The sequence below is a fragment of the Bacillus sp. JJ675 genome (genome assembly GCF_036963165.1).
In the GTDB taxonomy this organism is placed as follows: domain Bacteria; phylum Bacillota; class Bacilli; order Bacillales; family Bacillaceae; genus Bacillus; species Bacillus glycinifermentans.
This window is the reverse complement of the sequence record NZ_JBALMR010000040.1, coordinates 51,972-78,331: the sequence shown is the minus strand read 5'-3', so window position 1 is coordinate 78,331 and position 26,360 is coordinate 51,972. Positions and strand designations below refer to the sequence as shown.

Here is a 26,360-nt window from a genome sequence, read left to right as displayed (position 1 = left end):
GAGAAGGAAACAATGAACATATTGGAAACAAGGCATTTATCAAAAACGTATTTTTCGCAGAAAGGCGGCTTTTCGCATCAGGCGCTGGACGATTTTAATATATCGGTTGAGAAAGGTGAATTCGTAGGGGTGATGGGACCTTCCGGGAGCGGAAAAACGACGCTTCTCAACCTTCTGGCGACGATTGACGAGCCGACAAACGGCGATTTGATTATTAACGGTACAAATCCGGGCAAGCTGAAAGACCATAAGCTCGCTTTATTCCGCAGGCGCGAGCTCGGCTTCATTTTTCAAGACTTTAACCTCCTTGAAACATTGACGATCAGGGAAAATATTCTTTTGCCGCTTGCGTTGGATAAGGTGCGCTTAAAGGAAATGGAACAAAAACTGATGGATCTGGCGGGAACGCTGCAGATCGACCACATTCTCAATCACCGCACATACGAGGTATCCGGAGGACAGCAGCAAAGGGCGGCCTGCGCCAGAGCGATGATTCATGAGCCTGCTCTCATGTTGGCGGATGAACCGACGGGCAACCTTGATTCAAAGTCTGCCAAGCAAGTGATGGATTCATTGACGAAATTGAACCGCGAAAAACAAGCGACGATTTTAATGGTGACCCACGACCCGACCGCCGCAAGCTTTTGCGAACGGATCGTCTTTATTAAAGACGGCAGATTTTTCTCGGAAATCCGCAAAGGGACAAACCGGCAGGATTTTTATCAGAGCATTCTTGATACGTTAAGCGTCCTGGGAGGTGATTTTCATGAACATGAGAACCATCGCCCGTAAGAACGTTCAAGGCAATCTTCAGCGTTATTTGGCTTATTTTTTAAGCTGTGTGTTTACCGTTTCCGTGTTTTTTATTTTTTCTTCGTTTATTTATCATCCCGATGTAACGGAGGATAACATTTACGGAGGACAAACTGTAAAGGTTTGCCTTTATGCTGCTGAAGTGGTTATTATCGTATTTTCCGTCTTTTTTATCATGTATTCGAATTCCGCATTTTTGCAGGCGAGAAAAAAGGAATTTGGTTTATTAAGTTTGTTCGGTACATCAAAGCTTCAATTGCGCAAAATGATTTATTACGAACAGACGATCATTTCTTTCGTTTCGATCGCAGCCGGGATCGGCATCGGGCTTTTATTTTCAAAGCTGTTTTTCATGGCGATGACGGCCTTGATGGATGTAAAGGCTCCGATTTCGTTTATGGTCGTTCCGAAGGCTTTGATTATCACGGCAGCCGGCTTCGGCATCCTCTTTCAGACGCTGACGATTCTGTCATTAACGCGGATTCGCAAGCTTCAAATCATCGACTTGTTAAAAGCGAAACAGCAGCCGAAAGGAATGCCCGCTTATTCCAAATGGCTCACCGTCCTTTCGGTGCTTTGCCTCACCGGCTGTTATACAATCGCGGCAACGGCCGGGTTGGTTGACATGGTCTTTCGGGTGTTTCCGATTTTGATCCTTGTCCTGATCGGGACATATTTCTTTTTTACGCAAAGCAGCGTGGCGATTTTTCGCAGCTTGTATAAGCATAAAACAAGCTTTTACAGCGGAACGAACATCATTACCCGCTCCAATATCATGTTTCGCCTGAAAGATTATGCGCGGATGCTGTTTTTGACGTCGATCATTACAGCCGTGATTTTAACGGCGACAGGTGTTATCTACATGTTCTACGCCGATCTGAAAAATCAGGGGGAAACCGGCTTTTCGCAGGCCGTGGCATGGGTTGAGCAAGACGCTTCGGCATACCATGTCATCAAACCGGAAATGGTGGAAGACACTCTTAAAGATGCGGGCGCCTCTGTTCAGTATCGAATCGAGGTGACGGGGATTCCTGTCACATTCAACACGAAACAGCGGAAAAATGAAGGCGTGATGATTTCTGAAAAAGACTATGATAAGGCTGCCGAAAAAAAGCATCTCCCGCCGGCACAATTGAAAAAGGGAGAGGCGTTTATCAATCTTCCGTTCCACTATGGGAATACGGGATATTTTGAAACAGGGAAACCCGTGAAGATCAAAACGGCAGCCGGGAAGAGCCTCGTGTTAAAAATGGAAAAAGAGCGGGATAAAGGAATTCTTTTCAATATGGGAAGAGCGAGTAAATTAATTGTCGTCGACCAGGAAGCGTATGAGAAAGCAGCTGAAGCGGTGCCCCTTAACAAACAGATGAGAATCATAGGCTATGAGCTTAACGATTGGGAACATCAAGTCAAAGCATCTGAAAAGCTTGAGCAAATGGTGCCGAAGGAGCAAAAAGATTCGTTTCAGGTCAGGGCGCCGGGCTATCAAGTGATGAAGCAGGCGACGGCGCTTACGCTGTTTATCGGGCTGTTTATCAGCATCGTGTTTTTCGTGGTCCAAGGGAGCATGATGTATTTGCGGCTTTTCACCGAAATCGAAGATACGCGGATTCAAGTGTTTGCGCTGCGGAGAATCGGCGTAACGAAAAAGGAAATCCGGGCAATTCTCGGAAAGCAAATGGGATTTCTCTTTTTCATTCCGTTTGTCGCAGGCTCCATCCACGCTGCGTTTGCGTATAAGGCTCTAAGCAATATGCTCAAGTCCAATCTGTTTTTCAGCGCCGTGACGGTCATAGGCATCTATTTTCTCTTTCAGGCGGCGTATTACATCATCACTCGAAAAGTCTATGAACGGGCCGTTATGAAGAATATGAATATATAAAAAAAGTGAACTGATTCAATATTGAATCAGTTCTTTTTTATAGAAATATGGAACACGCGTTCAAACTCTTTTTCTCCTTTAGGCGTGATGGAAACGGCTCTTGAGAGCGGACGGCGCTCGATCCAGCCCATGCGGATAAAGGCGTCGAGCAGCGCGGAGCCTAAAGCGCCGGCCAAGTGGTAGCGCCTTTCGCTCCAGTCAAGGCATCTATGGCAAAAAGAGCGGCGCTTTCTTTTGACCTCCCGTACATCGATGCCAAGTTCCTTGAAGCATGATTCGCCCTTTTCAGTGACGGTAAAAGCTTCTTCATTTTCTTTTAAAAAGTCCATGCTGACGAGCTGTTCGGCAAGTTTCACGCCAAGCGTTCCGGCCAGATGGTCGTAGCATGTCCGGGCTTTTCTGATCGCCCGGTCCTCTGCTGATTGGCGGAAGGACCTGATTTCCCCCGGCGGCGCCGCCAGAAGAAGAGTTTCCAGTATCCGGGCGGTTTCCGAATGTTTAAGCCGGTAGTAGCGGTGCCGTCCCTGCTTTTGGCTGACCACCATATCCGCGTCAGCCAGCTTGGCAAGGTGGAAGCTGGCGGTTTGCTGTTTAACGCCGGCAAAGCCGGCAAGCTCGGAGGCAGTATAAAAACGGTCATCAAGCAAAGCGGTTAACATCGCAGCGCGCGACGGATCAGTGATAAGCTTGGCTGCCTCTGCAATATTCGGGGTAACGTTCATATCGATCCCTCCAATATGTAATCCATATTTCGATGATAATCGATATATTAATGGATTACAATCAAAACAGATAAGGAGGAAAAAACATGAACAATCGAACCAAGCATATTGTACTATGGGATGCCGGTAATTTTGCTCAGTACGCAAAACGAAGACGGCTCTGTGAATCTCAGCCCGCTTTCGTCTTCATGGGCGCTCGGGGACTGTGTGGTCATCGGAGTATCAACGGAAGGTAAAGCGTTTGAAAATATCGAAAGACAGAATCAGTGCGTGATCAATGTGCCTGACCCGTCATTATGGAGAAACGTAGAGGAACTGGCGGCCTTTACAGGGAAAGATCCAGTGCCCGAAGCGAAAAAACGGCTCGGCTACACATATTGCAAAGAAAAGTTCGCAGCCAGCGGTTTGACGCCGGCTCCATCTCAATTCGTCAAACCGGACAGAGTTGCCGATTGCCCGATTCAAATCGAAGCCGAGGTCAAAACGGTCCGCATTCCCGAACATACGCCGTTCTTTGCCGTGGTTGAAACTAAGGCTGTGCGCGTGCATGTTCATGAGAACATCATCAAAGGGACAAACCACATCGATCCTGAAAAGTGGAGTCCCCTGATTTATAATTTCCGGCACTATTTCGGATTGGGGATGGAGCTCGGCAAAACGTTCCGAGCCTAGCGCCCGTCCTCCTTTAATTCCTTCACGACATCGCGCGGCTGTTTGCCTTCTAGGCCGTCAATCAGGTTTTTGACGGCGCTTTTCAGCATGTTGACATGGGTAATGCGGGTTGATGATCCGATGTGGGGCACGAGCGTCGCATTTGGAAGGCTTAAGAGCGGATTGTCCGATTCAATCGGCTCTTTCTCAAATACATCTAGTCCGGCGCCTTTAATCCATCCATCTTTCAGCGCTTTGATCAGCGCCTTTTCGTCAACGGTCTGACCGCGGGAAATATTAATGAAAACAGCGGACTGTTTCATTTGCTTAAACTCGCGTTCCCCTATGAGATGGAACGTGTCTTTTGTCAGCGGTGTAATCAGGACGATGAAGTCTGACCGCTGTAACAGTTCGTTGAAATCGGTGTATACCGCTCCGGTTTTTTTCTCGGCTTCCGGTTTGCGGCTTCGGCTGTAATAGAGGACGTCCATGTCAAAGCCAAATGCGGCCCGCTTGGCAACCTTTTCGCCGATCCGCCCCATTCCGATGATTCCGAGTGTCTGGTGATGGACATCTGTGCCAAACAGACTTTCATCATCTTCGGACTTCGTCCATTTTCCCTCGCGCACATAGCGGTCAAGCTCTGCGATCCGGCGCGCTGTAGAAAGGATCAGCCCAAATGCGAGGTCTGCGACCGTATCATCAAGGACGTGCGGCGTATGCGTGCCGATCACAGATTTTTCTTTCATGGCTTCGATATCAAAATTATCGTACCCTACGGAGTTATTGCTGACGATTTTCAGTTTCGGCGCGCTGCATAATAATTCACGGTCGATTTTTGTTCCAGATGTTAAAAGGCCTTCAGCTTCCTTGATGTTCTCAAGCAGCACGCGTCTCGGAATGCGCTCCCTTGACGTCCAGATGTCATATGTGCAGTGTTCGGCAAGCATCTCTTCGACTTCTTTCGGAATCGGCTTTGTAACGTATACAAACGGCTTCATCTGCATCCTCCTTCAAAATATGCTGTACTGTCATTATAGAGGAAAAATCGATACTGCAAAAATCGAAGTTCGCTAAGAAATGCAGGACTATCAGATCATTTATGCGATTTTTCAATCTCGGAGACGATTAATGAAATTTTTTAATTTATTTTAATGCATTTTTTTGACTATAAATTCAGAAGTCCGCTCTGTCAGTCGTTTTTAATTGTGTTTTTATAGGCGGACAAAAGCGTAGATTTTATTATTTTAGAAAGATATAAAATGTGATGTATTAAATTTCAGTACATTTTTAGTGAATTTTCGCAATCGAACCAAAATTCAAAAACCATGTGCTATAAATCATACGTGCAACAAATTCAAGGTCACATGACTATGAAAAGGAGTGAGAGAAATGGCTAACTTATCTTCCATTTTGAAGCACAATCAGTCTTTTGTAGAGGAAAAGAAATACGAGTTTTACGAAACGACGAAATTTCCCGAGAAAAAACTTGTGATTTTGACATTATGGATACCCGATTATTGGAATTGCTCCATCATGCCATGGGTTTGAAAAATGGAGACGCAAAAATCATTAAGAATGCAGGGGCCGTTGTTTCTCATCCTTTTGGCAGCGTGATGCGGAGCATCCTTGTAGCCGTATATGAGCTGCAAGCAGAAGAGGTCTGTATCATCGGGCATCACGAATGCGGCATGGCGAGTCTGAATGCTTCAGCGATCTTTGAAAAAGCCAGACAGCGCGGGGTGAAGGCAGAGTGCCTGGAGCTGCTTGCAAATGCTGGCATCGATTTGGATTCGTGGATGACAGGCTTTGACAGCGTTGAAGACAGTGTCAAGTACAGCGTGAAAATGGTGCGGAATCATCCGCTTATGCCGGAAGACGTTCCGGTACATGGATTGGTTATCGATCCTAAGACAGGCTGTTTGGAAGTTGTAGAAGATGGTCAGAAAAATGTTTCGCTTTCAGGAAATACGGGTTGATCATGAAGGGGAGGATGTCATTACATGCTACGTTTTTCCGGCAGATTTGAAGGTTATAACCTAAAGCGATTTCAAAAAGATATCGTAGCGGGGATGGTCGTAGGGATCGTCGCAATTCCGCTCGGAATGGCGTTTGCCATCGCCTCCGGCGTGAAGCCGGAGCACGGTCTTTACACTGTGATCGTGGCCGGTATATTAATATCGCTGCTCGGCGGCTCCAAATACCAGATCGGCGGGCCAACGGGCGCATTCGTGCCGATTTTATTCGGGATCGTTCTGCAATACGGCTTCGAAAATTTATTAATCGCCGGTTTTATGGCAGGAGCGATATTGGTCATTTTGGGGCTGCTGAAGCTTGGCAAGATCATTAAGTTTATTCCCCGACCGGTGATCATCGGCTTTACCGCCGGAATCGCGGTCATCATTTTTACCGGGGAAATCGCCAAGTTTTTGGGCTTGAGAGATGTTGAAAAGCACGAAAGCTTCTATATGAATATGAGAGAGGTTGTCATCAACTTAGATACGTTCAGCTTTTACAGCATTTTGACGGCCGTCGTATCGCTCTTCTTCGTGCTGTTCACTCCGAAGGTTCTGCCTAAAGTTCCCGGAGCGCTAGCCGGCTTATTGGTATCAACGCTGATGGCGGCGACGCTTTTTCCCGAACAAGTAGTGACAATCGGCTCTGCTTACGGGGAAATACCGCGCAATTTGCCGAGCTTCCAATTCCCCGAGCTATCGCTGGAAAAGATCATATATTTGCTGCCGCCGGCTTTGGCGATAGCAATGCTGGGGGGAATCGAATCGCTGCTGTCAGCGATGGTCGCCGATAACATGAAAGGGACAAGGCATGACAGCAACAAAGAGCTGGTCGGACAGGGAATCGCCAACATGGCTGCGCCGCTTTTCGGCGGCATACCGGCGACCGGAGCGATCGCCCGCACGGCGACAAACATCAGGACAGGCGCTGCTTCGCCGGTATCAGGCGTGGTCCACGGCGTATTCGTTCTGCTCGTGCTGCTGTTGTTTGCTCCGTATGCATCCCTTATCCCGCTTGCAAGCATGGCGCCGATTTTGATGGTAGTCGCCTGGAATATGAGCGAACGAAAAGAGTTTGCCAACATTTTGGGGCTCAAAAATTCTGATTCTGTCGTCCTCGTTGTTACGTTTCTGTTAACGGTGTGGCAGGATCTCGTTTTCGGGGTAGCCGGCGGCATTTTATTGGCGATCGTCACCTTTATCGCAAGGATGAGCCAATCGTTCCGCATTAAAAAAGATGCAGCCGAGTCACTCGTTCCGGCTGCGGCTTCTGCAGAGGAGAAAACGTTTCATCGGTCAGTCAGCATCTACACGGTTGAAGGCCCGCTGTTTTTCGGTTCTTCCAATTCCTTGGAGGATTCGATCTTAAATAAAAAGCATATGCCAAAACTGTTGATCCTGCTGATGAATAAAGTCGACTATATGGACTCATCTGCCGAAGGAAGCCTGATGACGATCGTCAACCGTGTGCACCAGCAACACGGGAAGGTCATGATCGTCGGACTCCAGCCACAGCCGCGGGAGCTTCTTCATAAAACGGGGCTGTTTCATAAAATCGGCAAGCAGCACTTTGTCGATCGCCCTGAGCAAATCTTTGACATCACATAGTAAAAACGAAGCCGCCTGTTCTGTGAACAGGCGGTTTTTCACAGGCTCACTTTCACATAAGCCCCTTTTTCCATTGCATCGGCAGCGGTTTCCGTCATCTGGCGCACATTCTCGGAAAGGGTGGAGGCGGGTGTTTTTCTGCCGTCTTGGATCACTTTCGGATCGATCAGCCTCTTTTTCAATGTTTGATGAAAGGTGAAATCGTTTGGTCCGCCTTGTTTGACGCGCTGTTTCGCCGTGCTCAGCTTTTTCAGTTCGCCTTTGAGGCCGGGGCTTTCATTTAAGACCGCAATCAGTTCATCATCTGTTTTGAGAATATCGTCTTTCGTGATCAAGCGCATCTCGAGCGCCTGCTTCAGCACTTTGCTCACCAATTTCAGTCCGTACAAATTTAACGGGTGCATAAAAAAATCGACGACTTCCCGATAATAAAGGCGCGTAAACCATTCGGCAGCGCTGGTGGAAGTGCAGCATATTTCCCCTTCAAAAACGATCAGTCCGGTTTCGATAAACTCCGCAATTTCGTCCTTCTTCGCAAAGCCGTAGGCAAGGGAGTCGCGCAGCGTATAATCGATGCGGTCTGCACACAAGGAGGGAGCGGGCTGTTCCAGAAGCGTCCATTTGCTGTCGTCGTATAGTAACTTCTCGTGGCTGAATCCGTATGTATGTAGAATATCCGGTATGTCGGAATGTCTGACCCATCCGGAAAAGATCTGTTCGTGGTAATCTTCATTTTCCATTTGAAATACATCATCAATCACATGGGAAAATGCCGTATGTGACACATCATGGAGCAAACCGGCTATTTGTTCCTCAAGGCTTCCGCCAAGCTTTCGGATCAGCAGCATGACACCGAGGCTGTGTTCGTAGCGGGTGACATTCCACCCGGGATGTACGAGAAAGCTCGCCCCGCCTTGATGGATTCCTTTAAGCCGCTGAACGCCTCCTGAGCGGATGAGCTCGTCCAGCACGGGCTCTACATCGGCTTCTCCGTACAGGCGGTCATTGATCTTCACGATGTTTCACCTTTAAACCGCTCTGTCAGCTTTTTCCGGTGTGCTGCCATCATGTCTTCAAGGGATATGTCATACATTCCTGCAAGCATAATCAGATTCCCCATCACATCACCCATCTCCTCGACGAGTTCCCGCTTTAATTCGCCGGCGGAGCGCTTCGTCTCATCGGGACGGTCCCTGCCGATTTCATAGGCTCTGACGGCTCTTGCCAGCTCGCCCGCCTCCTCCATTAAAAAACCGATTCTAATAAAAGGGCCGTACTCGCTCCAGCCTCTTTTTTGATAAAACTCTTTCGTCCATTGTTCTGCTTCTGTTATCATGACGATACACTCCCATTATAAAAAAATTCATTTATATTATCGCACACGGAACAAACAATATATAGTACAATGTTAGTTGTTTTAATCAATATCTTGAGTTGGAGTGAGCTGAATGAAAACGGTATGCGTCTATTCGGGGTCAAATATGGGTGAAAACCCGGAATACAAGAAAAAAGCAGCAGAGCTCGGGGCTTACATAGCCGAGAAAGGACTCCGTCTCGTATACGGCGGTTCAAGGATGGGATTGATGGGTGTGATCGCCGATACCGTGCTGGAAAACGGCGGTGAAGTGACCGGCGTCATGCCGAAGGGCCTTTTTCAAGGCGAGGTCGTCCATCAGCGTTTAACAGAGCTGGTGGAAGTCGGCGGAATGCATGAACGCAAAGCGAAAATGATGGAACTCTCTGACGGGTTTATCGCCATGCCCGGCGGATTCGGCACTTTTGAAGAATTATTTGAAGTGCTTTGCTGGGCGCAAATCGGCATACACCAAAAACCGATCGGGCTTTATAACATCAGCGGGTACTTTGAGCCGCTGCTCGAAATGCTGAAGCACAGCGTTCAAGAAGGCTTTTCAAACGAGTCGCACCTGAAGCTGATCTATGCATCATCAAACCATGAGCAATTGATCGACCAGATGAACGAATATCGTTATCCGGTGTTAGAGAAAAAGTGGAAAGAATTATAGAATACATAAGGCAAAGGGGGACGGGGATATGAAAAAGAAGCGGAATGTCGGTTTGCTGCTGTTTGATGAGGTGGAAGTGCTCGATTTCGCCGGACCGTTTGAAGTTTTTTCAGTAACTGCGGGCAGCGGAGAAGAGCGCCCGTTTGAGGTCAAAACGATCTCGGAAACAGGAGAAGCGGTGACGGCAAGAAACGGATTGACGGTCGTGCCTGATTTCTCAATCGGGAATGCCCCGCATTTTGACATATTGATCGTTCCCGGCGGCCCCGGCGCGCGAAACCGTGAAGTTTACAATGAACGGCTCACCGGCTGGATCAAAAAAGAAGCCGGACATACAGAGCTTTTGCTGTCCGTATGTACGGGAGCGCTCCTTCTGGCAAAAACCGGTTTATTAAACGGAAAAAGCGCGACTACGCATTGGGCGAGCTATGACAGGCTCGAGCAGGAGTTTCCGGAAGTGAACGTGGTTCGGGGCGTGAAATTCGTTGATGAAGGAAATATCGTCACCTCAGGGGGGATTTCCGCCGGAATCAATATGTCTTTCCATATCATCAAACGGCTGCTTGGGGAAGAAACGGCACGGCAAACGGCAAAGCGGATGGAGTATGACAGCCCGTTCGGAACATAAAAAAGAGCCTCCGGGGAAACCCCGGGAGCTCTTTTTGCCCTATACTTCAGCGCGTCGTTACCTGCGCGTCAGGATTTTATCGATTAAGCCGTATTCTTTTGCTTCTTCAGCCGATTTAAAGTTGTCGCGGTCAGTGTCGCGCTCAATGATTTCAAGCGGCTGTCCAGTGCGTTCCGCAAGAATTTTGTTCAGCTTGTCGCGCAATGAAAGAATGCGTTTTGCGGCAATTTCGATTTCAGTCGCCTGACCTTGAGCTCCGCCGAGCGGCTGGTGAATCATCACTTCACTGTTTGGAAGGGCATAGCGTTTCCCTTTCTCACCTGCAGCAAGAAGGAACGCACCCATGGATGCCGCCATTCCCGTACAAATCGTGGAGACTTGCGGCTTAATAAGCTGCATCGTATCATAGATCGCCATACCGGCCGTAATGGAGCCGCCCGGGCTGTTAATGTAGATGCTGATATCTTTTTCAGGATCTTCCGCTTCAAGGAACAAAAGCTGTGATACAATGGAGTTCGCAACATTGTCATCGATTGCCGACCCTAGCATAATGATGCGGTCTTTCAGCAGGCGTGAGTAGATGTCATATGCTCTTTCCCCGCGATTCGTCTGTTCAATGACTGTAGGTATTAAATTCATAATGCTCCTCCTTCACCTTAAAAGGTAAGTATGTAGTTTAATCATACATTTTTGGTCAATAAAGGTCAAACAAAAAGCGTTTCCCCAAACGTTATGATCTGTGTACCATTTTTCCCAAAATGACAAAGATTCAAACGGCATGCGGAAATCTAAATTTCTTCAGTACGTTTTGCATGATAAGAAAAAAGGTTGAAATTTGAAAGAAGATCGAGTATAATAATCATTGCTGACGCATAAAGAACATAACGTGCGCTCGTAGCTCAGCTGGATAGAGCGGTGGTTTCCGGTACCACGTCTGCCGGGGGTTCGAATCCCTCCGAGCGCGTCATATAAAGTCAGGGAAACAAGGGTTTGGCATGGTGCCGCCCTTGTTTTTTTATACATCAAACCAATCATTGTCTATCGCATTTTTAATTTCGTCCAACATAAATTCGTAGAAGTGATCTGCCATATGATAGATTCCTTCTTCGTACGCGCTCCAATTGACGACCGGACATTCTCCGTCCTTCATCTTTTCGGTATCAAGGCAATAGCAGTATTCATCAACATCCTGGATGATGACATACCCTTTTGGAATACGAAAAGACTTGAATGAATGATGGTACGCCAAGATGTCACGGCATCCGTTGATATCAAGTTCATGGCCGCCGCCGCCGAACTCTTTTAAAAACCATCTGAAGCTTTGAGGAAATGTCACTTGAAGCTCTTTTTCAGTTGCTTGAATGTCTTCTTCGCTTTGCTTTTCAAACGTATGTTCACGATGATGCTCTTTTAACAGTTGCCTAATTTTATTTTTGTATGTTTCCAATTGAATCCCCCCGCAGGACCATTTTAACAGCTTTAATCATTTACATCCATTTGAAGCGTGATGCAATACATAAAAATACGCTCCACTCGGATCCCGCATCATCAGGGAGAGAAATTGAAACAGACTGGGCGCGGATTGAAGGAAAAAAGGGGAAAGACAAGGGTTTCATCATGCCCTTGTCTTTTTTCGCTGAGTGTCACTGAAAGTGTTTGATTTTCAAATGTTCAAAAACGGCTATCCCGTTTTCGGCAAACAGGGTGATGCCTTGATCGTGCAAGCCGGGAAAAGCCTGATTTGAATGAACAACCCGGCCGTCGTCAACGAACATTTCCACCGTTGTTTTATCGACGATGATCGTGACATGGACCTTTTTGTTGTTTGCATCAAACGGCGCTTTGCTTTCAATGTAAGTGCGGCTTTTGTCGGGCTGTTTCGTAAAGCCTCTGTTCACATAAGAGTATCCGTCTTCCGCGCATATTCCCGCATCAATGTGGCGCTTTCCGTCAGCCGATTCCCTGAGCCTCAATCCGATATTTTTAGCGTCAGACCAGGAGATATCTGCGTCAAGCATGTAGGTATCTCCTTTGACAGACAGCGTTTTTGACCCGTTGACTTCGATTTTTTCAAACTCATCGGTTGAAACGGTTAATTGGTCTAATTGGCTGATAGGCTGCGATGCGAGGCTGTATGTATTCCCGCCGTCGTGTTTTAAGCGAATCTCCCGGACGATCGAATCTGTCCCGTTGAAGCCGTCATTCTGCGTCGGCGTATCATTTGCATAATCCCAATTATTCATCCAGGCCATGGCATAGCGCTTGTCGTATTGATCGCTGGACTCGCCGTCTTCGAAGGTCACGCCGGCATACCAGTCAAAGCCGTAGTCGAGCCATTTCGGTTCTTCTTGATCGGCCTTGAATTCCTTTCCGGTGAAGGTGCCTGTCCAATATGCATACGTATTCGGTTTGCCTGAAGGCTTGCCGTTGGCGCTCGTGCCGAGCACCCACTTATACGTTCCGTCGTCTGCCCGCATCATGAAGAGATCTGGACATTCGACCGTGCCGATGTTTTGCGTGAGAAATCCTCCTGTATACCGCCATTTCTTCAAATTATGAGATTCGTAAAAACCGATTTTCGCTCCTTCCGCCAGCGCCATTACCCATTTTTGATCCTGCTCATCCCAGATTACTTTTGGATCTCTGAAATCCACCGTACCGGGATTTGACAAAACCGGGTCGTCCCCGTAAGGAGTAAACGTTTTTCCGCCGTTTTTGCTGTACCATAAAAACTGTTCTTCTTGGCCGCTGTCTGATGCCGGCTGGGTCATAATCGCAATGACCGCTCCTTTTCCAAAGCCCGCCGTGTTCTTTGAATCAACGACGACTGATCCGGACCATGGATCACCGTTTTTGTTTGTATATTTCGGAATGGCAACTCCTTCGTCCTTCCAGTGCACCAGATCGCTTGATACCGCATGGCGCCACTCCGTTCCGCCACCGTCCGGATAATCGCGGTTGTAAAGATAATAGTAGTGGTACTGTCCGTTCATATAGACGGGCCTTTGGGGATCGTTTTTCCATTTATCCGGCGCCGTCAAATGAAACGCGGCACGGTGTGATGCGACGGTTCGGATTTCTCCCTTTTGTTCCGTCTCGCGGGCCGGCAGCAGGATTGCCGTGAAAACCCCGAGACAAGAGATAAAAACGCTTATCCGTTGATATACTTTCATATTCAAGCAAATTCCTCACTTTATGTTATAAGATGACACACGAAAAGAAAATGCCGATTGCGACCGGCATTTTCTTTTTCGCTTTATTAATCGATTGTTAATTGTCCTTGCGCCAGAATGCTGTTTTGAACGACGGATGTTTTTGACCCTTCGATGTTTAGCAAAAAGCTTGGCGCAAATGTGGAGTGATGCTCGTTCGAAATACCTCTGTTTGTGATATAGCTTGTGATCACAACTTGATTGCCTTTCGCTTGCGGAACGGCAAAGTGTGAATAAGTAAATGTGATGTCATTGTAATCCTGATCCATATGAAGTACGAGTCCGGATTTATTTAATGGCTTGAATGGCCCGGTCAGAGAATTTGATACATAGCCGAGCATATAAATATCCTTTGAACCAATGCCGTCAATCGTCATTTTTGAGCCCCTTGAATCTGTGAGCAGATACCATTTGCCGTTCATTTTAAAGAGGTTGGCGCGTTCGATTTCGTCTGTCACCGTATTGGAAGCGATCAACGGTTTCATCACTTTTTTCAAGGTGTAATCATTGTTTAATTCAACTATTCCGAGCGCACCGTTTGCCAATTCAGCGTCTTTTTTCTTCGGTCCCTGAAGCAGTTTGGTGCTTTCTTCCTTGAAGAACGATTTGTTTCCGCCGTAGTAAGCTCTGTTGAATAGAGAATCTTCGCCTTGGTAGCCGGTTTTTGTGCCTGTGTTTGCTTCAAACACGAGGTATTTATGGCCGTGGTCTTCGACATAATGCGGATCTCTCATCGTATGATTGTCGCCTGAGCTGTAGTTTCCTTCGTCAATGAACTGCTGGACGTTTTGGTATACCGTTCCGTCGGCGCCGTCAAAGACCGATTTATGGTCTTCCACGCCTTCAATTTTGAGAGTGTCTGAATCCGGCTGAGAGAAATTGACTTGAGCCGTTGTCAGCGTTTGCTTGCCGTATTGCGAGCCGGAGAACGCCGTGTAAAACAGTCGGACTTTTCCGTCTTTTGTTAATGTGGCAGAACCTGACCATTCCTGTGTTTGATATTTAAGGTACGGATCGTTAGGAATGAATTTATCGCTGTCTTTAAACACTCTGCCGGCGTTTTTCCAGCTGTCGATCGATGTCTCGCCTTTCTTTTGATAGAACAGGTAGATCGATGTATCATCGACGTTTTTCGGGTCTCCCGCCAAGGCGAATACGAGATTGTAGCCGTGGTACGTTGCCACTGTGCCGTCAGGATTTTGCAGCGGCCAGCTGTCCCAAACGTCTAAGTCGATTAATTTTCCTGAGCTGTCATATCCTTTTGCCGAAGGAATGTTTTTGATGGATGCCGGATCGAATTGAGGGACTTTAAATTGTGCGCTTTTCTGCTGTTCAGGAATTTTCAGCATATCATTTCTTGTAATGTGCGAAATTCCGTAGCTCTTCTTGTAATCTTTCGTTTCGGTTTCTTTGGCAAAAGCCTGTGTTGCTCCTCCTGTCAGCAGTGCGGCTGCAAAGGTTAGGGCTGCTGTTTGTTTTGCGATTTTTTTGATGTTCATCAAAATTCCTTCCTTTCATGATCGTGATAGGTCAATCTTTCAAAAACGATCTTTTTGGTTGTCAGTCACCTCCAGATGTCGCCGGAACAGAAAAAAGACCTAAAATGTGTAAGGTCATAACGGCAAAAAGATAGACTTTGCCCTTCACACATTTTAGGTCTTGCCTGCTAAAGCACAGTAACAATCCCGACGTTATTGAATTATCATCATTCTAATATACCCGGGTCATAGACTCAACAGGTCTAAGTTCCTTTTTCCTTATACATTTTTTTGAAAACGGCATTTATTTTAAGATAAAAGACACCTTTTTTATATGAATCTATAGTCTGTATAAGGAGGCAAAATCTTTAATCATTGAAATCAATATACATCGGGATGCTTTTCCAAAAAGCGTCTGGCATCATGAGCTTTCTCTGGTCATGTCTTGACAGGGTTGTTTGAATATCGTCCTCTTTTCCGGCTTTAACTTTTTGAAGCCATTCCGGATCCATCAGAAGGCCCCGGCCGATTCCGATGAGATCGGCTCCTGTTTTCAGCGCTTGAACGGCATCTTCCGGTGCGCGAACTTTCCCTGCTCCGATTAGGGGGATGCGGTCTTGGACCGCTTCTTTGATCAGTTCCATCCGCGTGCGGGATTTGTCTGCACCACGGCGCGGAAAAGACCGGAAATCAATCAGAGAAACGTGCAGGTAATCCAATGCTTGTTCCCGCAGTACATTGACGAAAGACAGCGTTTGATCCATCGTGATTCCGGGCGTTTCCGGCTCTTCGGGCGAAAACTTGTAACCGATGATAAAGGATGGTTTATGGCAGTTTTCCGCTACGCGTCTGATTTCTTCTATAATCTGAAGCGGATACCTCATCCGTTTCTCTAAAGTGCCGCCCCAGCTGTCATTGCGCCGGTTGTAATAAGGTGAGAAAAACTGATGGACGAGAAACCCGTTCGCGCCGTGAATTTCTACTCCGTCAAACCCGGCTTCTATCGCTCTTCGCGCCGCCTGGCCGAAGGCATGGATCAGTTCTTGAATCTCTTGTTCAGATAGTGCCCTTGGCACCGGTGCATCCGGATTTGGAGCGACGGCGCTGGCGCTGACTGTCCGCTCTATACCTTTGGCTCCAGGATGGAAGAGCTGCAGGATCGCTTTTGCTCCATGTTTCTTTAAAGTGGCTGCAAGCCGGGTAAGTCCCGGGATTTGATCATCGTTTTCAGCTCCGGGGACGCCGGGGAATCCGGTTCGGGGCTGTATGGTTGTTCCTGATGTGATGACCATCCCGACATCTGTTGCCCGCGCGGCATAATAGACGAGTTCGTCATCAGAAATGAATCCTCCCGGCATTGAGGATGAATGCCCCATTGGCGGCATGATCATCCTATTTTTCAATTGGATGCCGTTTTTAAAAGTAAAGGGCGTGAATAATGAAGCGTATTGTTTTTTCATGTTTTTTCCTCCTTTTCGATATAGCAATAACAATAACAATCACCGGGAGGCTTCACAAGAACGCAATTTTTTTATATATGCTTTACAAAAATAAACTGCAGTACATTTGTCTTGATACCTTTACATTCCTGTGATAGGATTAGTCAAAATTGATCAGCGAAGCAAGGAGGATTTGCTTATGAATTCGGCTGTGCGGTATCAGGAATGCTCTTCTTTGATTCACGATGTACTCCATATTCTGTCGGGAAAATGGTCATTTGCTGTTCTGGCTGAATTGATAAAAGGGAAGCGGCGCTTCAACGAACTTAGAAGAAACTTGGGCAACGTCAACACAAAGGGATTAACGGATACTTTAAGACACCTTGAAGAAAACGGAATGATTTCCCGCAGGGTGTTCCCAACGGTTCCGGTCACTGTCGAGTATGCCTTAACAGAAAAAGGAAAAGAGTTCCACATCGTATTTAAGGAGATGGCCAGCTGGGGAGAAAAATGGCTTCCGTAATGGAGCCTTTTTATTTTGCCTTCGTTTTGCAGTTCCAAATATTTCTGCCTTTTGGTATAGTGTTAATATGTTTAAATTTGCAACAAAAGGTGATCGAATATGAAAGTGATGGCAATTGCTCCTTATGAAGGATTGAAAGAGCTGATGATTCAATTGGCCGGCGGCGAGGATTTTGAATTCGAGGCGGCTTCCGGAGATTTAGAGAAGGGCGTGGAGCTGGCGAAACAAGCGGAAGCAAACGGGACTGATTTGATTATCAGCAGAGGTGGAACCGCTGAGCTGATCCAGCAAGAAGTTTGCATACCGGTTGTGGATATCGAAGTGTCGGGATACGATATGCTGCGTGTGCTTACGCTTGCCAAGGGCTATCCCGGCAAGGCGGCAATTGTCGGATTTCCGATGATTGCCGATGGCGCGTCGGCAGTGTGCGAAATTTTGGATATCCGGATCGATGCCTACGCCGTATCAGACGAACGCGATGTTGAACCGGTGCTTCTTCAGCTCAAAGAACAGGGCTATCAGATCATTATCGGCGATGTGATCACAATTGAGAAAGCAGAGCGGCTCGGTTTAAACGGACTGCTTTTGACATCCGGAAAAGAAAGCATTGCCAAAGCTTTTGCATACGCTAAAAAACTGTATTCCTTTTTAGAGGGCATCAAGCAGAAGTACGCTGTGCCGTATCACATTTTACAAAAGGCCGAAACCGGTTATGCAGTATATAACAAGACATTGCGGCAGGTTTTTCAAAACGGCGTATTTGCCGAACATATCGGCTTGCTGGATAATCTGGAAGAGCTGATCGGGGAAGCGGAAAAGAAGGGAATCATCCATTTTAGACTCCGAAAGCATGGGCGGACATGGAATATCACGGGGCGCAGGTTTTTCGCATCAGACGAGGCATTGACCGTATTTACCGCGGAAAAAGCAAAAGATGTTCGCGTTTCTTCGTTGCCCGGTGCAGCGATTCTTTCTCCTTTGCGGACAAGCTATATGGAAACATCGAGGAATGAAACGATGCAGCAGGTGCTGAAAAAAGCGGAGTTGTTCGCGGCAAGGCGGGAACCCGTATGGATCAACGGAGCGCCCGGCTCAGGGAAAGAGAGCCTGGCCGGGCTGATCCATATGAAGGGTGAGGACAAGCATGAGCCGTTTCGAAAAATCGATGCCGGTTTGCTGTCTGAAGCAGAATGGGAGCAAGCGTGTGAAAGCGAAGAATTCTTTTCAGGGAGAGGAACGCTATACATCAAACAAGTCGATCGCATGCCGCTGTCCTCGCAACGGCTTTTGCTCAGGCGGATCAGCGAACCGTATGATGGGCCGAGGCTGATCGTTTCTTCTTCCCGCAGGCGCGCCGGGGAATTTTCAAATGAATTATATGATGCGCTTTGTCATTTGGAACTGGACGTTCCCCCTCTTTCCGAAAGAAAAGAGGATATTTTATATCTGGCTTATCAATTTATTGCAGAAAGCAATGAGGCATTCGGCAAACAAATCGTCGGCTTTCGAAGTGAAGCTGGTGTTCTGCTTGAAGAAGCGAAATGGCCGGGCAACCTCAGCCAATTGAGAAAAGCGGTCCAAAACTGTGTTCTTGAAGCGCAGGGCGTTTATATCGAGAAAGCTGACGCTGAACGGGTCCTGTGCCGCTTGAACGAAGAAGAAAGAGAAGACATCGATCTATCCGGAACGCTCGAAGAGATCGAAAAAAGGATCATTCAAAAAATCTATGCCGAAGAAGGGAACAATCAAACAAGAACAGCGGAGAGGCTCGGCATCAACAGAACGACGCTTTGGAGAAAATTGAAATCGCCGCATTGATAAACACCCGGTTTAGCCGGGTGTTTTATTTTGTTTGTTTTAATATGCAACGCTAAATAAAAATTATTTAGATAAATAACGTTGATTATTGAAACATTTATGTATATAATCGTTTTTGAAAACGCTTTACAGGAAGGGGAGGCAATCATGGGATTCGTACCAAAGGGGATTTATCCCGCCATGCTGACACCGCTCACAAAAGATCAAAGCATTGATGAATCGGCGTTGAAACAGTTGACGAACCATTTGATCGATGCTCATGTACACGGGCTTTTTGCGTTGGGTACCAACGGGGAATTTCATATGTTCAACATCGAAGACAAGCTGAAAGTTGCAGAAATCATCATTCAAGAGACAGCCGGACGCGTTTCCGTCATGGTAGGGAGCGGGGGAAACAGTACAGAAGAAACGATCTGGCTTTCTAAGGAAATGGAGAGGCTTGGCGCAGATGCGCTGTCGGTCATCACGCCGTTCTTTATCCCGCCGACACAGGAAGAAGCGGTGGCGCATTATAAAACAATCGCGGCATCCGTTTCACTTCCGGTCCTTTTGTACAATATCCCTTCAAAAACAGGTTTCCATTTAGAACCGGAAACGGTGGCAGAGCTTGCAAAAGTGGATAATATCGTCGGAATTAAGGACAGCAGCGGAAAATTTGAAAACATACAGAAGTATATCGAGCAGACGAAACAAGAAGACTTTGCCGTTTTTGCAGGCACCGATTCGCTCATATTGAAGACGCTTCAAGCGGGCGGAGCGGGAGCAGTCGCAGCAACGGCAAATATGCTCCCTGATATCGTGACGTCGATTTATCGCCATTGGACAGAGGGTGAGACTGAAAAGGCGGAGGCTGCCCAGAGGGAGCTTCAGCCGCTTCGCGATACGTTTCGGTTAGGAACGATCCCGGCGGCCCTGAAAAAAGCGGTGGAGCTTTATTCGATCCCTGTAGGCCCGCCGAAAGCGCCCGTCAAAGAGCTGACCGGTCCGGCGCTCTTGGAGGTCGAAAAAATGGTCGCCTACTATCAATCAAAATAGGGAGGTTTCAAAAATGCCAGCGAATTATCAATTTCGGACGGCCGCTCATATCGTCGCAGGCGAACATTCGATCCGCCGGCTGAAAGATCATGTAAAAACGATTGTGCCGAAGGCGGACAGAGCCCTGATTATTACCCAGCCGTCGATCGTCAAGCTCGGCACGATCGGCGAAGTACAGGCTCAGCTTACAGAGATCGGCATCCAGTCAGATGTTTGCACAGCCATATCGCCGGAACCGACCGTTCAAAATATTGAAGATGTATTTAGAGGCATCCGTGAGAAACGATACGACATTCTCATCGGAATCGGCGGAGGCAGCGTTTTGGACGGAACGAAAATATTGTCCGTGCTGCAAACGAATTCGAAAAGGGTCGAGGAGTTGCTCGGGACTGATTTGGTCGAAAAGCCGGGAATCCCGACCGTGCTGATTCCAAGTACTTCTGGGACGGGCGCAGAGGTGACGCCGAACGCAATCGTTACGCTTCCCGAAGAGGAATTGAAAGTCGGCATCGTCAGTCCGCTGATGTTGCCGAAGCTGGTCATTCTTGACCCGGTTATCACCCTTGGATTGCCAAAACCGATTACGGCGGCTACCGGAATGGACGCGTTCACCCATTCGCTTGAATCGTTCATTTCGACGAAAGCAAACCCGATCAGCGATATGTTCGCTTTAGAATCCATCAGACTGATTTCGGCAAGCATTGTGGAAGCATATGAAAACGGTTCATCGATACAAGCGAGAGAAAACATGCTGCTCGGTTCGATGTATGGCGGCATGGCGCTGACGGCCGCAGGAACTGCTGCCGTTCACGCCCTTGCCTATCCGCTTGGGGGGAAATACCGAATTCCCCATGGTGTCGCCAATTCGATGCTCCTTCCGCATGTGATGGAGTTTAATATGGATGCCATTACAGAACGGCTGTCTCTTGCCGCTGAACCGATGGGAATCACCGCCTCTGATCTGACCGTTGAACAAGCGGCTGAGGCCGTTGTGCAGAAAATAAGAGAGTGGACGAAGCGGCTGAATATTCCTCAAAATTTAAAAGCGTACGGCGTAACCGCAAGCGATGTGGACGATTTAGCCGACTCAGCTTCAAAAGTGACGCGCCTGCTTCATAACAATCCGAAACCGCTCAGCTTGGAAAATATAAAAGATATCTATCGAAAACTAATCAACTAAAGGATGAAGACATTGAAAATTGCAATCATCGCGGATGATTTGACAGGGGCGAACGACTGCAGCGGCCAGCTGGTTCATTACGGGATGGATGTTTCCGTCAAACTCGACGCCGAATTCACCAGACGGGAAACGGACGGTGCCGTTATTTTCAATACGGACAGCAGATCGCTGTCAGCCGCAGAGGCGAAGGCGGCTGTGAAAAACATCAGTGAACACATCTCCCGGCAATCGTTTGATATCGTCTACAAAAAAATTGACAGCACGATGAGGGGAAATATCGGAGCCGAACTTCAAGCGATGTCCGAAGTGTTTCAGCCGGATTTCGTGCTGGTGGCTCCCGGATACCCCCAAAACGGACGCCAGGTCATCGGCGGCGTCCATTATGTGAACGGCGCAAAGCTGGAAGAAACCGAAGCGGCGAACGATCCGAAAACGCCTGTAGCAGAATCGAATATTCAAAGGTTAATAGAAAAGCAGACTCGAAAAAAGAGCGGGCATCTATCATATGAAGACATCCGCCGCGGAGACGGGCATGTCCGAAACAAGCTGGAACGCTTTCGGGCGAAGGGGATTTCGTATGTCACGGCTGATTCGGTTCATGAATCCGATCTGCAGGATCTGGCGTTTATCCTGCGGAGTTTGCCGTATTCTATCATTTTGGCCGGCTCGGCGGGCTTGATGAGCTGTCTGCCTAAAGCGTTCAATCTGAAAGAAAGGAAGCTCGGGCAAACCGTTCCCTCTTCCGGTTTACCGGTTATGTTTGTCGTCGGCAGCATGAGCCCGACGGGGAGGAAACAGCTTCAGGAGCTATTTGCCGCACGTTTGGCTGAAAAAGTAGAACTGAGATCAGAACGCGTGCTGTGCGGCGAAGCTGAGAAAAGAAACGAGTTCGAACGGCTGAAGGAAAGGGCGGCGGACGTCCGGCGCCGTTCGAAACACATCGTCCTCTGCACCTCGGATAATGCAGCAGAGACACAGAAGATCGGTGAAAGCCGCGGATTCACCCCGGTTCAAACGAGCAATGCGGTGTCCGGCGCACTTGGCGAATTGGCGGGCGAGCTGATTCAAGCTTTTCATGTGAATCGGCTGTTTTTAACCGGAGGTGACACGGCATACCAAGTGCTGCGTCAGCTTCGCGTCCATGAGATACGATTGCTGGACGAAGTAGAGCCAGGCGTTCCGCTGGGAGCAGCCGGAGACGATTTGTACATTGTGACAAAGGCCGGAAATTTTGGCTCCCGGTCGGTGATGGCAAATGCGGCAATCAAGCTACAAGGAGGATAAACAATGGAGAAACCGGTTATCGGCATTACAATGGGCGACGCGGCAGGCGTCGGTCCGGAAATTATCGCAAAAGCTCTCAAATCCCGCAAAGTGTATGACATGTGCAAGCCGCTCGTCATCGGCGATATGAAAATGATGAAAAAAGCCGCCGTCCAAATCGGATCAGAGGTTGTCATTAACCAGGTGATGCATCCGGACGAGTGCGGTTTTGTACATGGAAAGATCGATTGTCTCGATATCGATCTGCTGCCTGAAAACCTGCCAGTTGGAAAGGTATCGGCTGAAGCCGGAAACGCCGCTTTTCATTTCGTGAAAAAAGCGGTTGAACTCGCTCAAGAAGGCTGTATTCAAGCGATTTGCACAGCACCGTTAAATAAGGAGGCGCTGCATAAAGGCGGACACCGATACCCGGGGCATACGGAAATTCTCGCTCATTTAACAAATACAACCGACTACAGCATGATGCTGGCTTCGCCAAAACTGAAGGTGATTCATCTGACAACGCATCAAGGGCTGATTGAGGCGATTCAGTCGATTACGCCGGAGCGGACCTATAAAGTCATCCGTCTCGCACATGATACATTGACAAGAGCCGGATTCAAACTGCCGAAAATTGCGGTTTGCGGAATCAACCCTCATGCAGGGGAAAACGGGCTGTTCGGAAACGGCGAAGAAGAACGGCAATTGCTTCCGGGGATCGAGCAGGCGGCAGCCGAGGGAATCGATGCCGACGGCCCATACCCCGCAGACACACTGTTTTACAAGGCTGTTCGGGGAGATGTTGACCTTGTCGTAGCCTGCTACCATGATCAGGGGCATATTCCGGTCAAAGTCCTCGGGCTGGAAGAGGGCGTCAACATTACGGTCGGATTAAACGGCGGGATTATTCGCACCTCTGTCGACCACGGAACCGCATTTGACATTGCGGGGCAGAACAAAGCCGATGAAAGAAGCATGCTCGCTGCTTTGCGGTCAGCCGCTGAGCTTGCGCCCAAATCGTAGAAAAATGAAAGAAGGTTGGTGCATCTCATGAAAGTTGTATGTACATCACCGTCATTTGCGAAATACTCTGATGATCCCGTCTTGTTTTTGGAAAAAAGGGGCATGTCGCTCGAACGCCTTCCTGCAGATATAACCGAGGAGCAGTTCATTGAAGCGGCAGGAGGAGCGGATGCCGCGATCGTGGCGTTTAACAAGATTACGCCGTATGTCCTGGATCGTCTCCCTTCTTTAAAAATCGTCTGCAAACATGGCGTCGGCGTTGACAATATCGATCTGCACGCTGCGAAAGAGCGCAGCGTCTGGGTGACGAATGCCCCTAACGCCAACAAACATGCAGTCGCAGATTTTGTATTCGGCCTCATGCTATCGGCTGCAAGGCAGATTCCCGCGGCCGACAGGGAAACAAAGCTAGGAAATTGGCCGAGGATTTTTGGATCTGACGTTTACGGCAAAACGCTCGGCATCGTCGGACTTGGCATGATCGGAAAAGAAGTCGCCAAACGGGCGCGAGGCTTCAATATGAGTGTTTTAGCCTATGATGTATTTCCCGATCGTGCATTCGCAGCCGATCATCACATCCAATTCACAGAGCTTGATCAGCTCTTGAAAGAAAGCGATTTTATCACGCTTCATATGCCGCTGACAGCCGAAACTGAAAACATGATCGGCGAACAAGAATTAGCCGCCATGAAAGAAACGGCTTATCTGATCAATGCTTCAAGGGGAGGCATCGTGTCTGAGCGTGCGTTATATGACGCCTTGGATAACGGGAGCATCTCAGGGGCTGCGCTTGACGTATATCAAACCGAACCGCTGAAGCAGCACCCTCTCTTTGAGCTGGACCGTTTTATCGCCATGCCGCATATCGCGGGGTACACCCGCGATGCCGTACAGAACCTTGGCATGATATGCGTCAAAAACATTGCCAGTGTACTGATCGACAAACAAAAACCGGAGTTTGTCGTCAACGGGCTGTGAATGTGTTTTTATTCATGCCCTGCATCAAGATTTGAAAGCGTTTTCTACAAAAGGGATGAGGTGGATAACATGTTGAATCACCCGGTTCAAAAAAAGTCGAATGTACGCTGGGTTGTCGCGTTTATGATGTGGGCTGCCATTGCCATCAATTATATTGACCGGACAGTGCTCTCGGCTGCTGCTCCCTATATTACAGAGGAGTTCAACTTGACAGCCGGCCAAATGGGAATCATCATGTCCGGTTTCTTCTGGTCGTACGCTCTGCTGCAGCTGCCTTCAGGCTGGGCGGCCGACAAGTACGGCCAGAAAAAAACGCTCGGTTTTGCGGTCGTCTGGTGGTCTGTTGCTACGGCGCTGACGGGGCTTGCGACAGGCTTCAAATCCCTGCTCGGGCTGCGGGTCGCACTAGGAGTCGGGGAGGCTGCTGCATATCCGAGCAATGCGGGGATCGCCGCCAAATGGTTTCCGAAGAAAGAAAGGGCGACAGTAGCCGGAATTTTTGACAGCGGGTCAAAGTTTGGCGGAGCTGTTGCAATGCCTTTGATCGCCTGGATGATTGCGGTCTTTGACTGCAAGCTGACATTTCTTTTGATCGGACTTGTCGGCATCGTGTGGGGAATTGTCTGGATGATTTTCTTTAAGGAGAATCCCGCCGATCATAAGCGCGTCAATGAGGCTGAACTTGCCCATATTAGGGAAGGGCAGGCTCACACGGAAGAAACGGGCGGCGGCCAGCCGCTGAAGTGGTATCAGCTATTTAAATATCGCAACATATGGGCGATGTGCATCGGATTTTTTATGATCAATTATAATTCTTACTTCTTTATCACATGGCTGCCGACNNTACCTTGTCAAAGAAAGGGGCATGGATTTAATCGAAATGGGGATCATGGCGTCTCTCCCGCTTTTGACTGCAATGGTCGTCGAAGTCGGAGCCGGGTGGATGTCCGACCGGATATATGCAAAGGGAAAACTGTCGCTGACAGCTGTCCGGAAGCTGTTTTTAATTATCGGGCTTGCCATGGCTTCGTGCATCGGTTTTGCCGCTTTTGCAGATTCGGCTATCTTGGCCGTCATCCTTCTTTGTGTAGCGAAATCGGGAACGACCGTTGCCGCGTCCCAAGTCTGGGCGCTTCCGGGGGATGTGGCGCCGAAAAATATGACATCGATGGTTGCCGGTATTCAAAATACAGTCTCTAATATGGGCGGAGTCGTCGGACCAATCATCACCGGCTTCATCGTCGGCGCAACGGGTTCTTTCGTGCCGGCGCTCCTTTTTTCGGCTGCCTTGATCATCGTTGCCATTTTAAATTATCTATTCCTATTGGGAAAAGTGAAACAGATTCAAGTATAAGGAACAGCCCGGCTCATGAGCGGCCGGGCGTTCTCTCATTTAAAATGATTTCAGCACATGCTCCCTGTATTGTTTCGCACCTTCAGCAAGCTCGCTTTTTCCGGCCGTGCCCGCTTGATAGAAGACGTACGGCGGAAGGTATGTAGTGCCGATGAAGTTGCTTGTAGCCTGAAAAGGCCTTAACAGTTCGCTGATCGAATAGTGGTTTGAACCGCCGGCCTGATAGGCCTCTTCACCGGCCCCGGCAGAAACCGCAACCATGAATTCTTTCCCTTGGAGCGCCTTGCCGGTTGATCCGTAGGCCCATCCGTAGAGAAGGACGTGATCCAGCCATTTCTTCAAAAGCGGCGGCGAGCTGTACCAATACAGCGGGAATTGAAACACAATCCGGTCGTGCTCCTCCAAAAGGCGCTGCTCTTTTTCCACGTCAATGACCTCATCCGGATACTCTTTATACAGCTCATGTACCGTGATATTCGGCTCGCCTTTCAATTCTTCGACAAATGCCTTGTTCACCGCGGATTGTTCCATATTCGGGTGAACCGCCAGCACCAACACTTTCATAATATTCATCACCTTCTTTTCCATTTTATTCATTTTAATCGATGTGGGATGAGCGATTCAACAAATATGCACAGCCGCCTCTTTCTAATCAAATCTGCCGATGACAAAAGTCACTTTGTTTCAGCCGGCTGCCTGGTGTCCGGGAATCAA

General features: G+C 48.2%; 24 protein-coding genes, 1 tRNA gene and 2 pseudogenes. 17 read left to right on the top strand and 10 right to left on the bottom strand.

Features of this window, described 5'->3' with window-relative positions:
- Nucleotides 1-12 precede the first annotated feature (12 nt).
- On the top strand, nt 13-792 hold the full coding sequence (locus V7126_RS11045; protein WP_046131832.1) for an ABC transporter ATP-binding protein: 780 nt from the start codon (nt 13-15) through the stop codon (nt 790-792).
- On the top strand, nt 767-2,695 hold the full coding sequence (locus V7126_RS11040) for an ABC transporter permease (RefSeq protein ID WP_046131833.1): 1,929 nt from the start codon (nt 767-769) through the stop codon (nt 2,693-2,695). Before V7126_RS11045 ends, V7126_RS11040 begins: the two co-directional genes overlap by 26 nt.
- Before the next feature lie 26 nt (nt 2,696-2,721).
- Here the strand turns inward: V7126_RS11040 and V7126_RS11035 are convergent, their stop codons facing one another.
- On the bottom strand, nt 2,722-3,417 hold the full coding sequence (locus V7126_RS11035) for an ArsR/SmtB family transcription factor (protein WP_175075778.1): 696 nt from the start codon (nt 3,415-3,417) through the stop codon (nt 2,722-2,724).
- A 120-nt stretch (nt 3,418-3,537) separates the two neighbouring features.
- Between V7126_RS11035 and V7126_RS11030 the strand changes: the two genes are divergently transcribed.
- Nucleotides 3,538-4,089 carry a flavin reductase family protein gene (locus V7126_RS11030; protein WP_175075777.1) on the top strand — a complete coding sequence of 184 codons (552 nt, stop codon included), beginning with the start codon at nt 3,538-3,540 and terminating at the stop codon, nt 4,087-4,089.
- On the opposite strand, the gene V7126_RS11025 is transcribed toward V7126_RS11030, so the two are convergent.
- Nucleotides 4,086-5,069 carry a 2-hydroxyacid dehydrogenase gene (locus V7126_RS11025; protein ID WP_046131836.1) on the bottom strand — a complete coding sequence of 328 codons (984 nt, stop codon included), beginning with the start codon at nt 5,067-5,069 and terminating at the stop codon, nt 4,086-4,088. The genes V7126_RS11030 and V7126_RS11025 overlap by 4 nt on opposite strands.
- A 391-nt stretch (nt 5,070-5,460) precedes the next feature.
- On the opposite strand from V7126_RS11025, the pseudogene V7126_RS11020 reads away from it, so the two are divergent.
- Together V7126_RS11020 and V7126_RS11015 are read left to right on the top strand one after the other, a co-directional pair.
- Nucleotides 5,461-6,047, top strand: a pseudogene (locus V7126_RS11020) (beta-class carbonic anhydrase).
- A 24-nt stretch (nt 6,048-6,071) separates the two neighbouring features.
- Nucleotides 6,072-7,691 carry a SulP family inorganic anion transporter gene (locus V7126_RS11015; RefSeq protein ID WP_175075776.1) on the top strand — a complete coding sequence of 540 codons (1,620 nt, stop codon included), beginning with the start codon at nt 6,072-6,074 and terminating at the stop codon, nt 7,689-7,691.
- Nucleotides 7,692-7,729: 38 nt separating this feature from the next.
- Here the strand turns inward: V7126_RS11015 and V7126_RS11010 are convergent, their stop codons facing one another.
- Both V7126_RS11010 and V7126_RS11005 read right to left on the bottom strand, forming a co-directional pair.
- The gene (locus V7126_RS11010) at nt 7,730-8,707 is read right to left on the bottom strand and encodes an HD domain-containing protein (protein WP_046131837.1); all 978 of its coding nucleotides are present in this window, start codon (nt 8,705-8,707) and stop codon (nt 7,730-7,732) included.
- A complete protein-coding gene (locus V7126_RS11005) occupies nt 8,704-9,027 on the bottom strand; it encodes a MazG nucleotide pyrophosphohydrolase domain-containing protein (protein WP_046131838.1) in 324 nt (107 codons plus the stop codon). Before V7126_RS11005 ends, V7126_RS11010 begins: the two co-directional genes overlap by 4 nt.
- Before the next feature lie 112 nt (nt 9,028-9,139).
- Here V7126_RS11005 and V7126_RS11000 point away from each other — a divergent pair, with 112 nt between their 5' ends.
- Nucleotides 9,140-9,715, top strand: coding sequence for a TIGR00730 family Rossman fold protein (locus tag V7126_RS11000; protein WP_046131839.1), 576 nt, complete (start codon nt 9,140-9,142; stop codon nt 9,713-9,715).
- A gap of 28 nt (nt 9,716-9,743) precedes the next feature.
- Entirely contained in the window at nt 9,744-10,343 is a 600-nt protein-coding gene (locus tag V7126_RS10995; protein WP_046131840.1) for a DJ-1/PfpI family protein, read from the top strand.
- Between the two features lie 57 nt (nt 10,344-10,400).
- Here the strand turns inward: V7126_RS10995 and clpP are convergent, their stop codons facing one another.
- Nucleotides 10,401-10,982: an ATP-dependent Clp endopeptidase proteolytic subunit ClpP gene (gene clpP, locus V7126_RS10990; RefSeq protein ID WP_046131841.1), complete on the bottom strand. Its 582-nt coding sequence runs from the start codon at nt 10,980-10,982 to the stop codon at nt 10,401-10,403.
- A 249-nt stretch (nt 10,983-11,231) separates the two neighbouring features.
- Here clpP and V7126_RS10985 point away from each other — a divergent pair.
- A tRNA-Arg gene (locus V7126_RS10985) sits at nt 11,232-11,307 on the top strand.
- Between the two features lie 51 nt (nt 11,308-11,358).
- On the opposite strand, the gene V7126_RS10980 is transcribed toward V7126_RS10985, so the two are convergent.
- The 4 genes from V7126_RS10980 to V7126_RS10965 all read right to left on the bottom strand — a co-directional run bounded on the left by V7126_RS10980 (nt 11,359) and on the right by V7126_RS10965 (nt 16,493).
- Nucleotides 11,359-11,790, bottom strand: coding sequence for an SMI1/KNR4 family protein (locus V7126_RS10980; RefSeq protein ID WP_046131842.1), 432 nt, complete (start codon nt 11,788-11,790; stop codon nt 11,359-11,361).
- Between the two features lie 196 nt (nt 11,791-11,986).
- Nucleotides 11,987-13,516: a glycoside hydrolase family 32 protein gene (locus V7126_RS10975; protein ID WP_046131843.1), complete on the bottom strand. Its 1,530-nt coding sequence runs from the start codon at nt 13,514-13,516 to the stop codon at nt 11,987-11,989.
- A gap of 86 nt (nt 13,517-13,602) precedes the next feature.
- The gene (locus V7126_RS10970) at nt 13,603-15,054 is read right to left on the bottom strand and encodes a glycoside hydrolase family 68 protein (RefSeq protein ID WP_175075583.1); all 1,452 of its coding nucleotides are present in this window, start codon (nt 15,052-15,054) and stop codon (nt 13,603-13,605) included.
- A 347-nt stretch (nt 15,055-15,401) separates the two neighbouring features.
- Nucleotides 15,402-16,493, bottom strand: a complete 1,092-nt coding sequence (locus V7126_RS10965) for an NADH-dependent flavin oxidoreductase (protein ID WP_175075581.1) — start codon at nt 16,491-16,493, stop codon at nt 15,402-15,404.
- A gap of 178 nt (nt 16,494-16,671) precedes the next feature.
- Here V7126_RS10965 and V7126_RS10960 point away from each other — a divergent pair, with 178 nt between their 5' ends.
- The 9 genes and pseudogenes from V7126_RS10960 to V7126_RS10920 all read left to right on the top strand — a co-directional run bounded on the left by V7126_RS10960 (nt 16,672) and on the right by V7126_RS10920 (nt 25,646).
- A complete protein-coding gene (locus V7126_RS10960; RefSeq protein ID WP_175075579.1) occupies nt 16,672-16,995 on the top strand; it encodes a winged helix-turn-helix transcriptional regulator in 324 nt (107 codons plus the stop codon).
- 99 nt (nt 16,996-17,094) lie between these two features.
- Nucleotides 17,095-18,813 (top strand): PrpR N-terminal domain-containing protein, encoded by a 1,719-nt coding sequence (locus V7126_RS10955; RefSeq protein WP_175075578.1) that lies wholly within the window; start codon nt 17,095-17,097, stop codon nt 18,811-18,813.
- A 147-nt stretch (nt 18,814-18,960) separates the two neighbouring features.
- Nucleotides 18,961-19,848, top strand: a complete 888-nt coding sequence (dapA, locus tag V7126_RS10950; RefSeq protein WP_175075576.1) for a 4-hydroxy-tetrahydrodipicolinate synthase — start codon at nt 18,961-18,963, stop codon at nt 19,846-19,848.
- Nucleotides 19,849-19,861: 13 nt separating this feature from the next.
- Nucleotides 19,862-21,028 carry an iron-containing alcohol dehydrogenase gene (locus V7126_RS10945; RefSeq protein WP_175075574.1) on the top strand — a complete coding sequence of 389 codons (1,167 nt, stop codon included), beginning with the start codon at nt 19,862-19,864 and terminating at the stop codon, nt 21,026-21,028.
- Between the two features lie 3 nt (nt 21,029-21,031).
- On the top strand, nt 21,032-22,312 hold the full coding sequence (locus V7126_RS10940; protein ID WP_236809556.1) for a four-carbon acid sugar kinase family protein: 1,281 nt from the start codon (nt 21,032-21,034) through the stop codon (nt 22,310-22,312).
- Between the two features lie 3 nt (nt 22,313-22,315).
- On the top strand, nt 22,316-23,314 hold the full coding sequence (gene pdxA / locus V7126_RS10935; RefSeq protein WP_175075570.1) for a 4-hydroxythreonine-4-phosphate dehydrogenase PdxA: 999 nt from the start codon (nt 22,316-22,318) through the stop codon (nt 23,312-23,314).
- Between the two features lie 27 nt (nt 23,315-23,341).
- A complete protein-coding gene (locus V7126_RS10930) occupies nt 23,342-24,292 on the top strand; it encodes a phosphoglycerate dehydrogenase (protein WP_335497586.1) in 951 nt (316 codons plus the stop codon).
- A pseudogene (locus V7126_RS10925) lies at nt 24,293-25,096 on the top strand (MFS transporter); the annotation flags it as partial.
- Nucleotides 25,097-25,157: 61 nt separating this feature from the next.
- Nucleotides 25,158-25,646, top strand: coding sequence for an MFS transporter (locus V7126_RS10920; protein WP_335497585.1), 489 nt, complete (start codon nt 25,158-25,160; stop codon nt 25,644-25,646).
- Nucleotides 25,647-25,685: 39 nt separating this feature from the next.
- On the opposite strand, the gene V7126_RS10915 is transcribed toward V7126_RS10920, so the two are convergent.
- Nucleotides 25,686-26,210 carry an NAD(P)H-dependent oxidoreductase gene (locus V7126_RS10915; RefSeq protein WP_175075567.1) on the bottom strand — a complete coding sequence of 175 codons (525 nt, stop codon included), beginning with the start codon at nt 26,208-26,210 and terminating at the stop codon, nt 25,686-25,688.
- Nucleotides 26,211-26,360 lie beyond the last annotated feature (150 nt).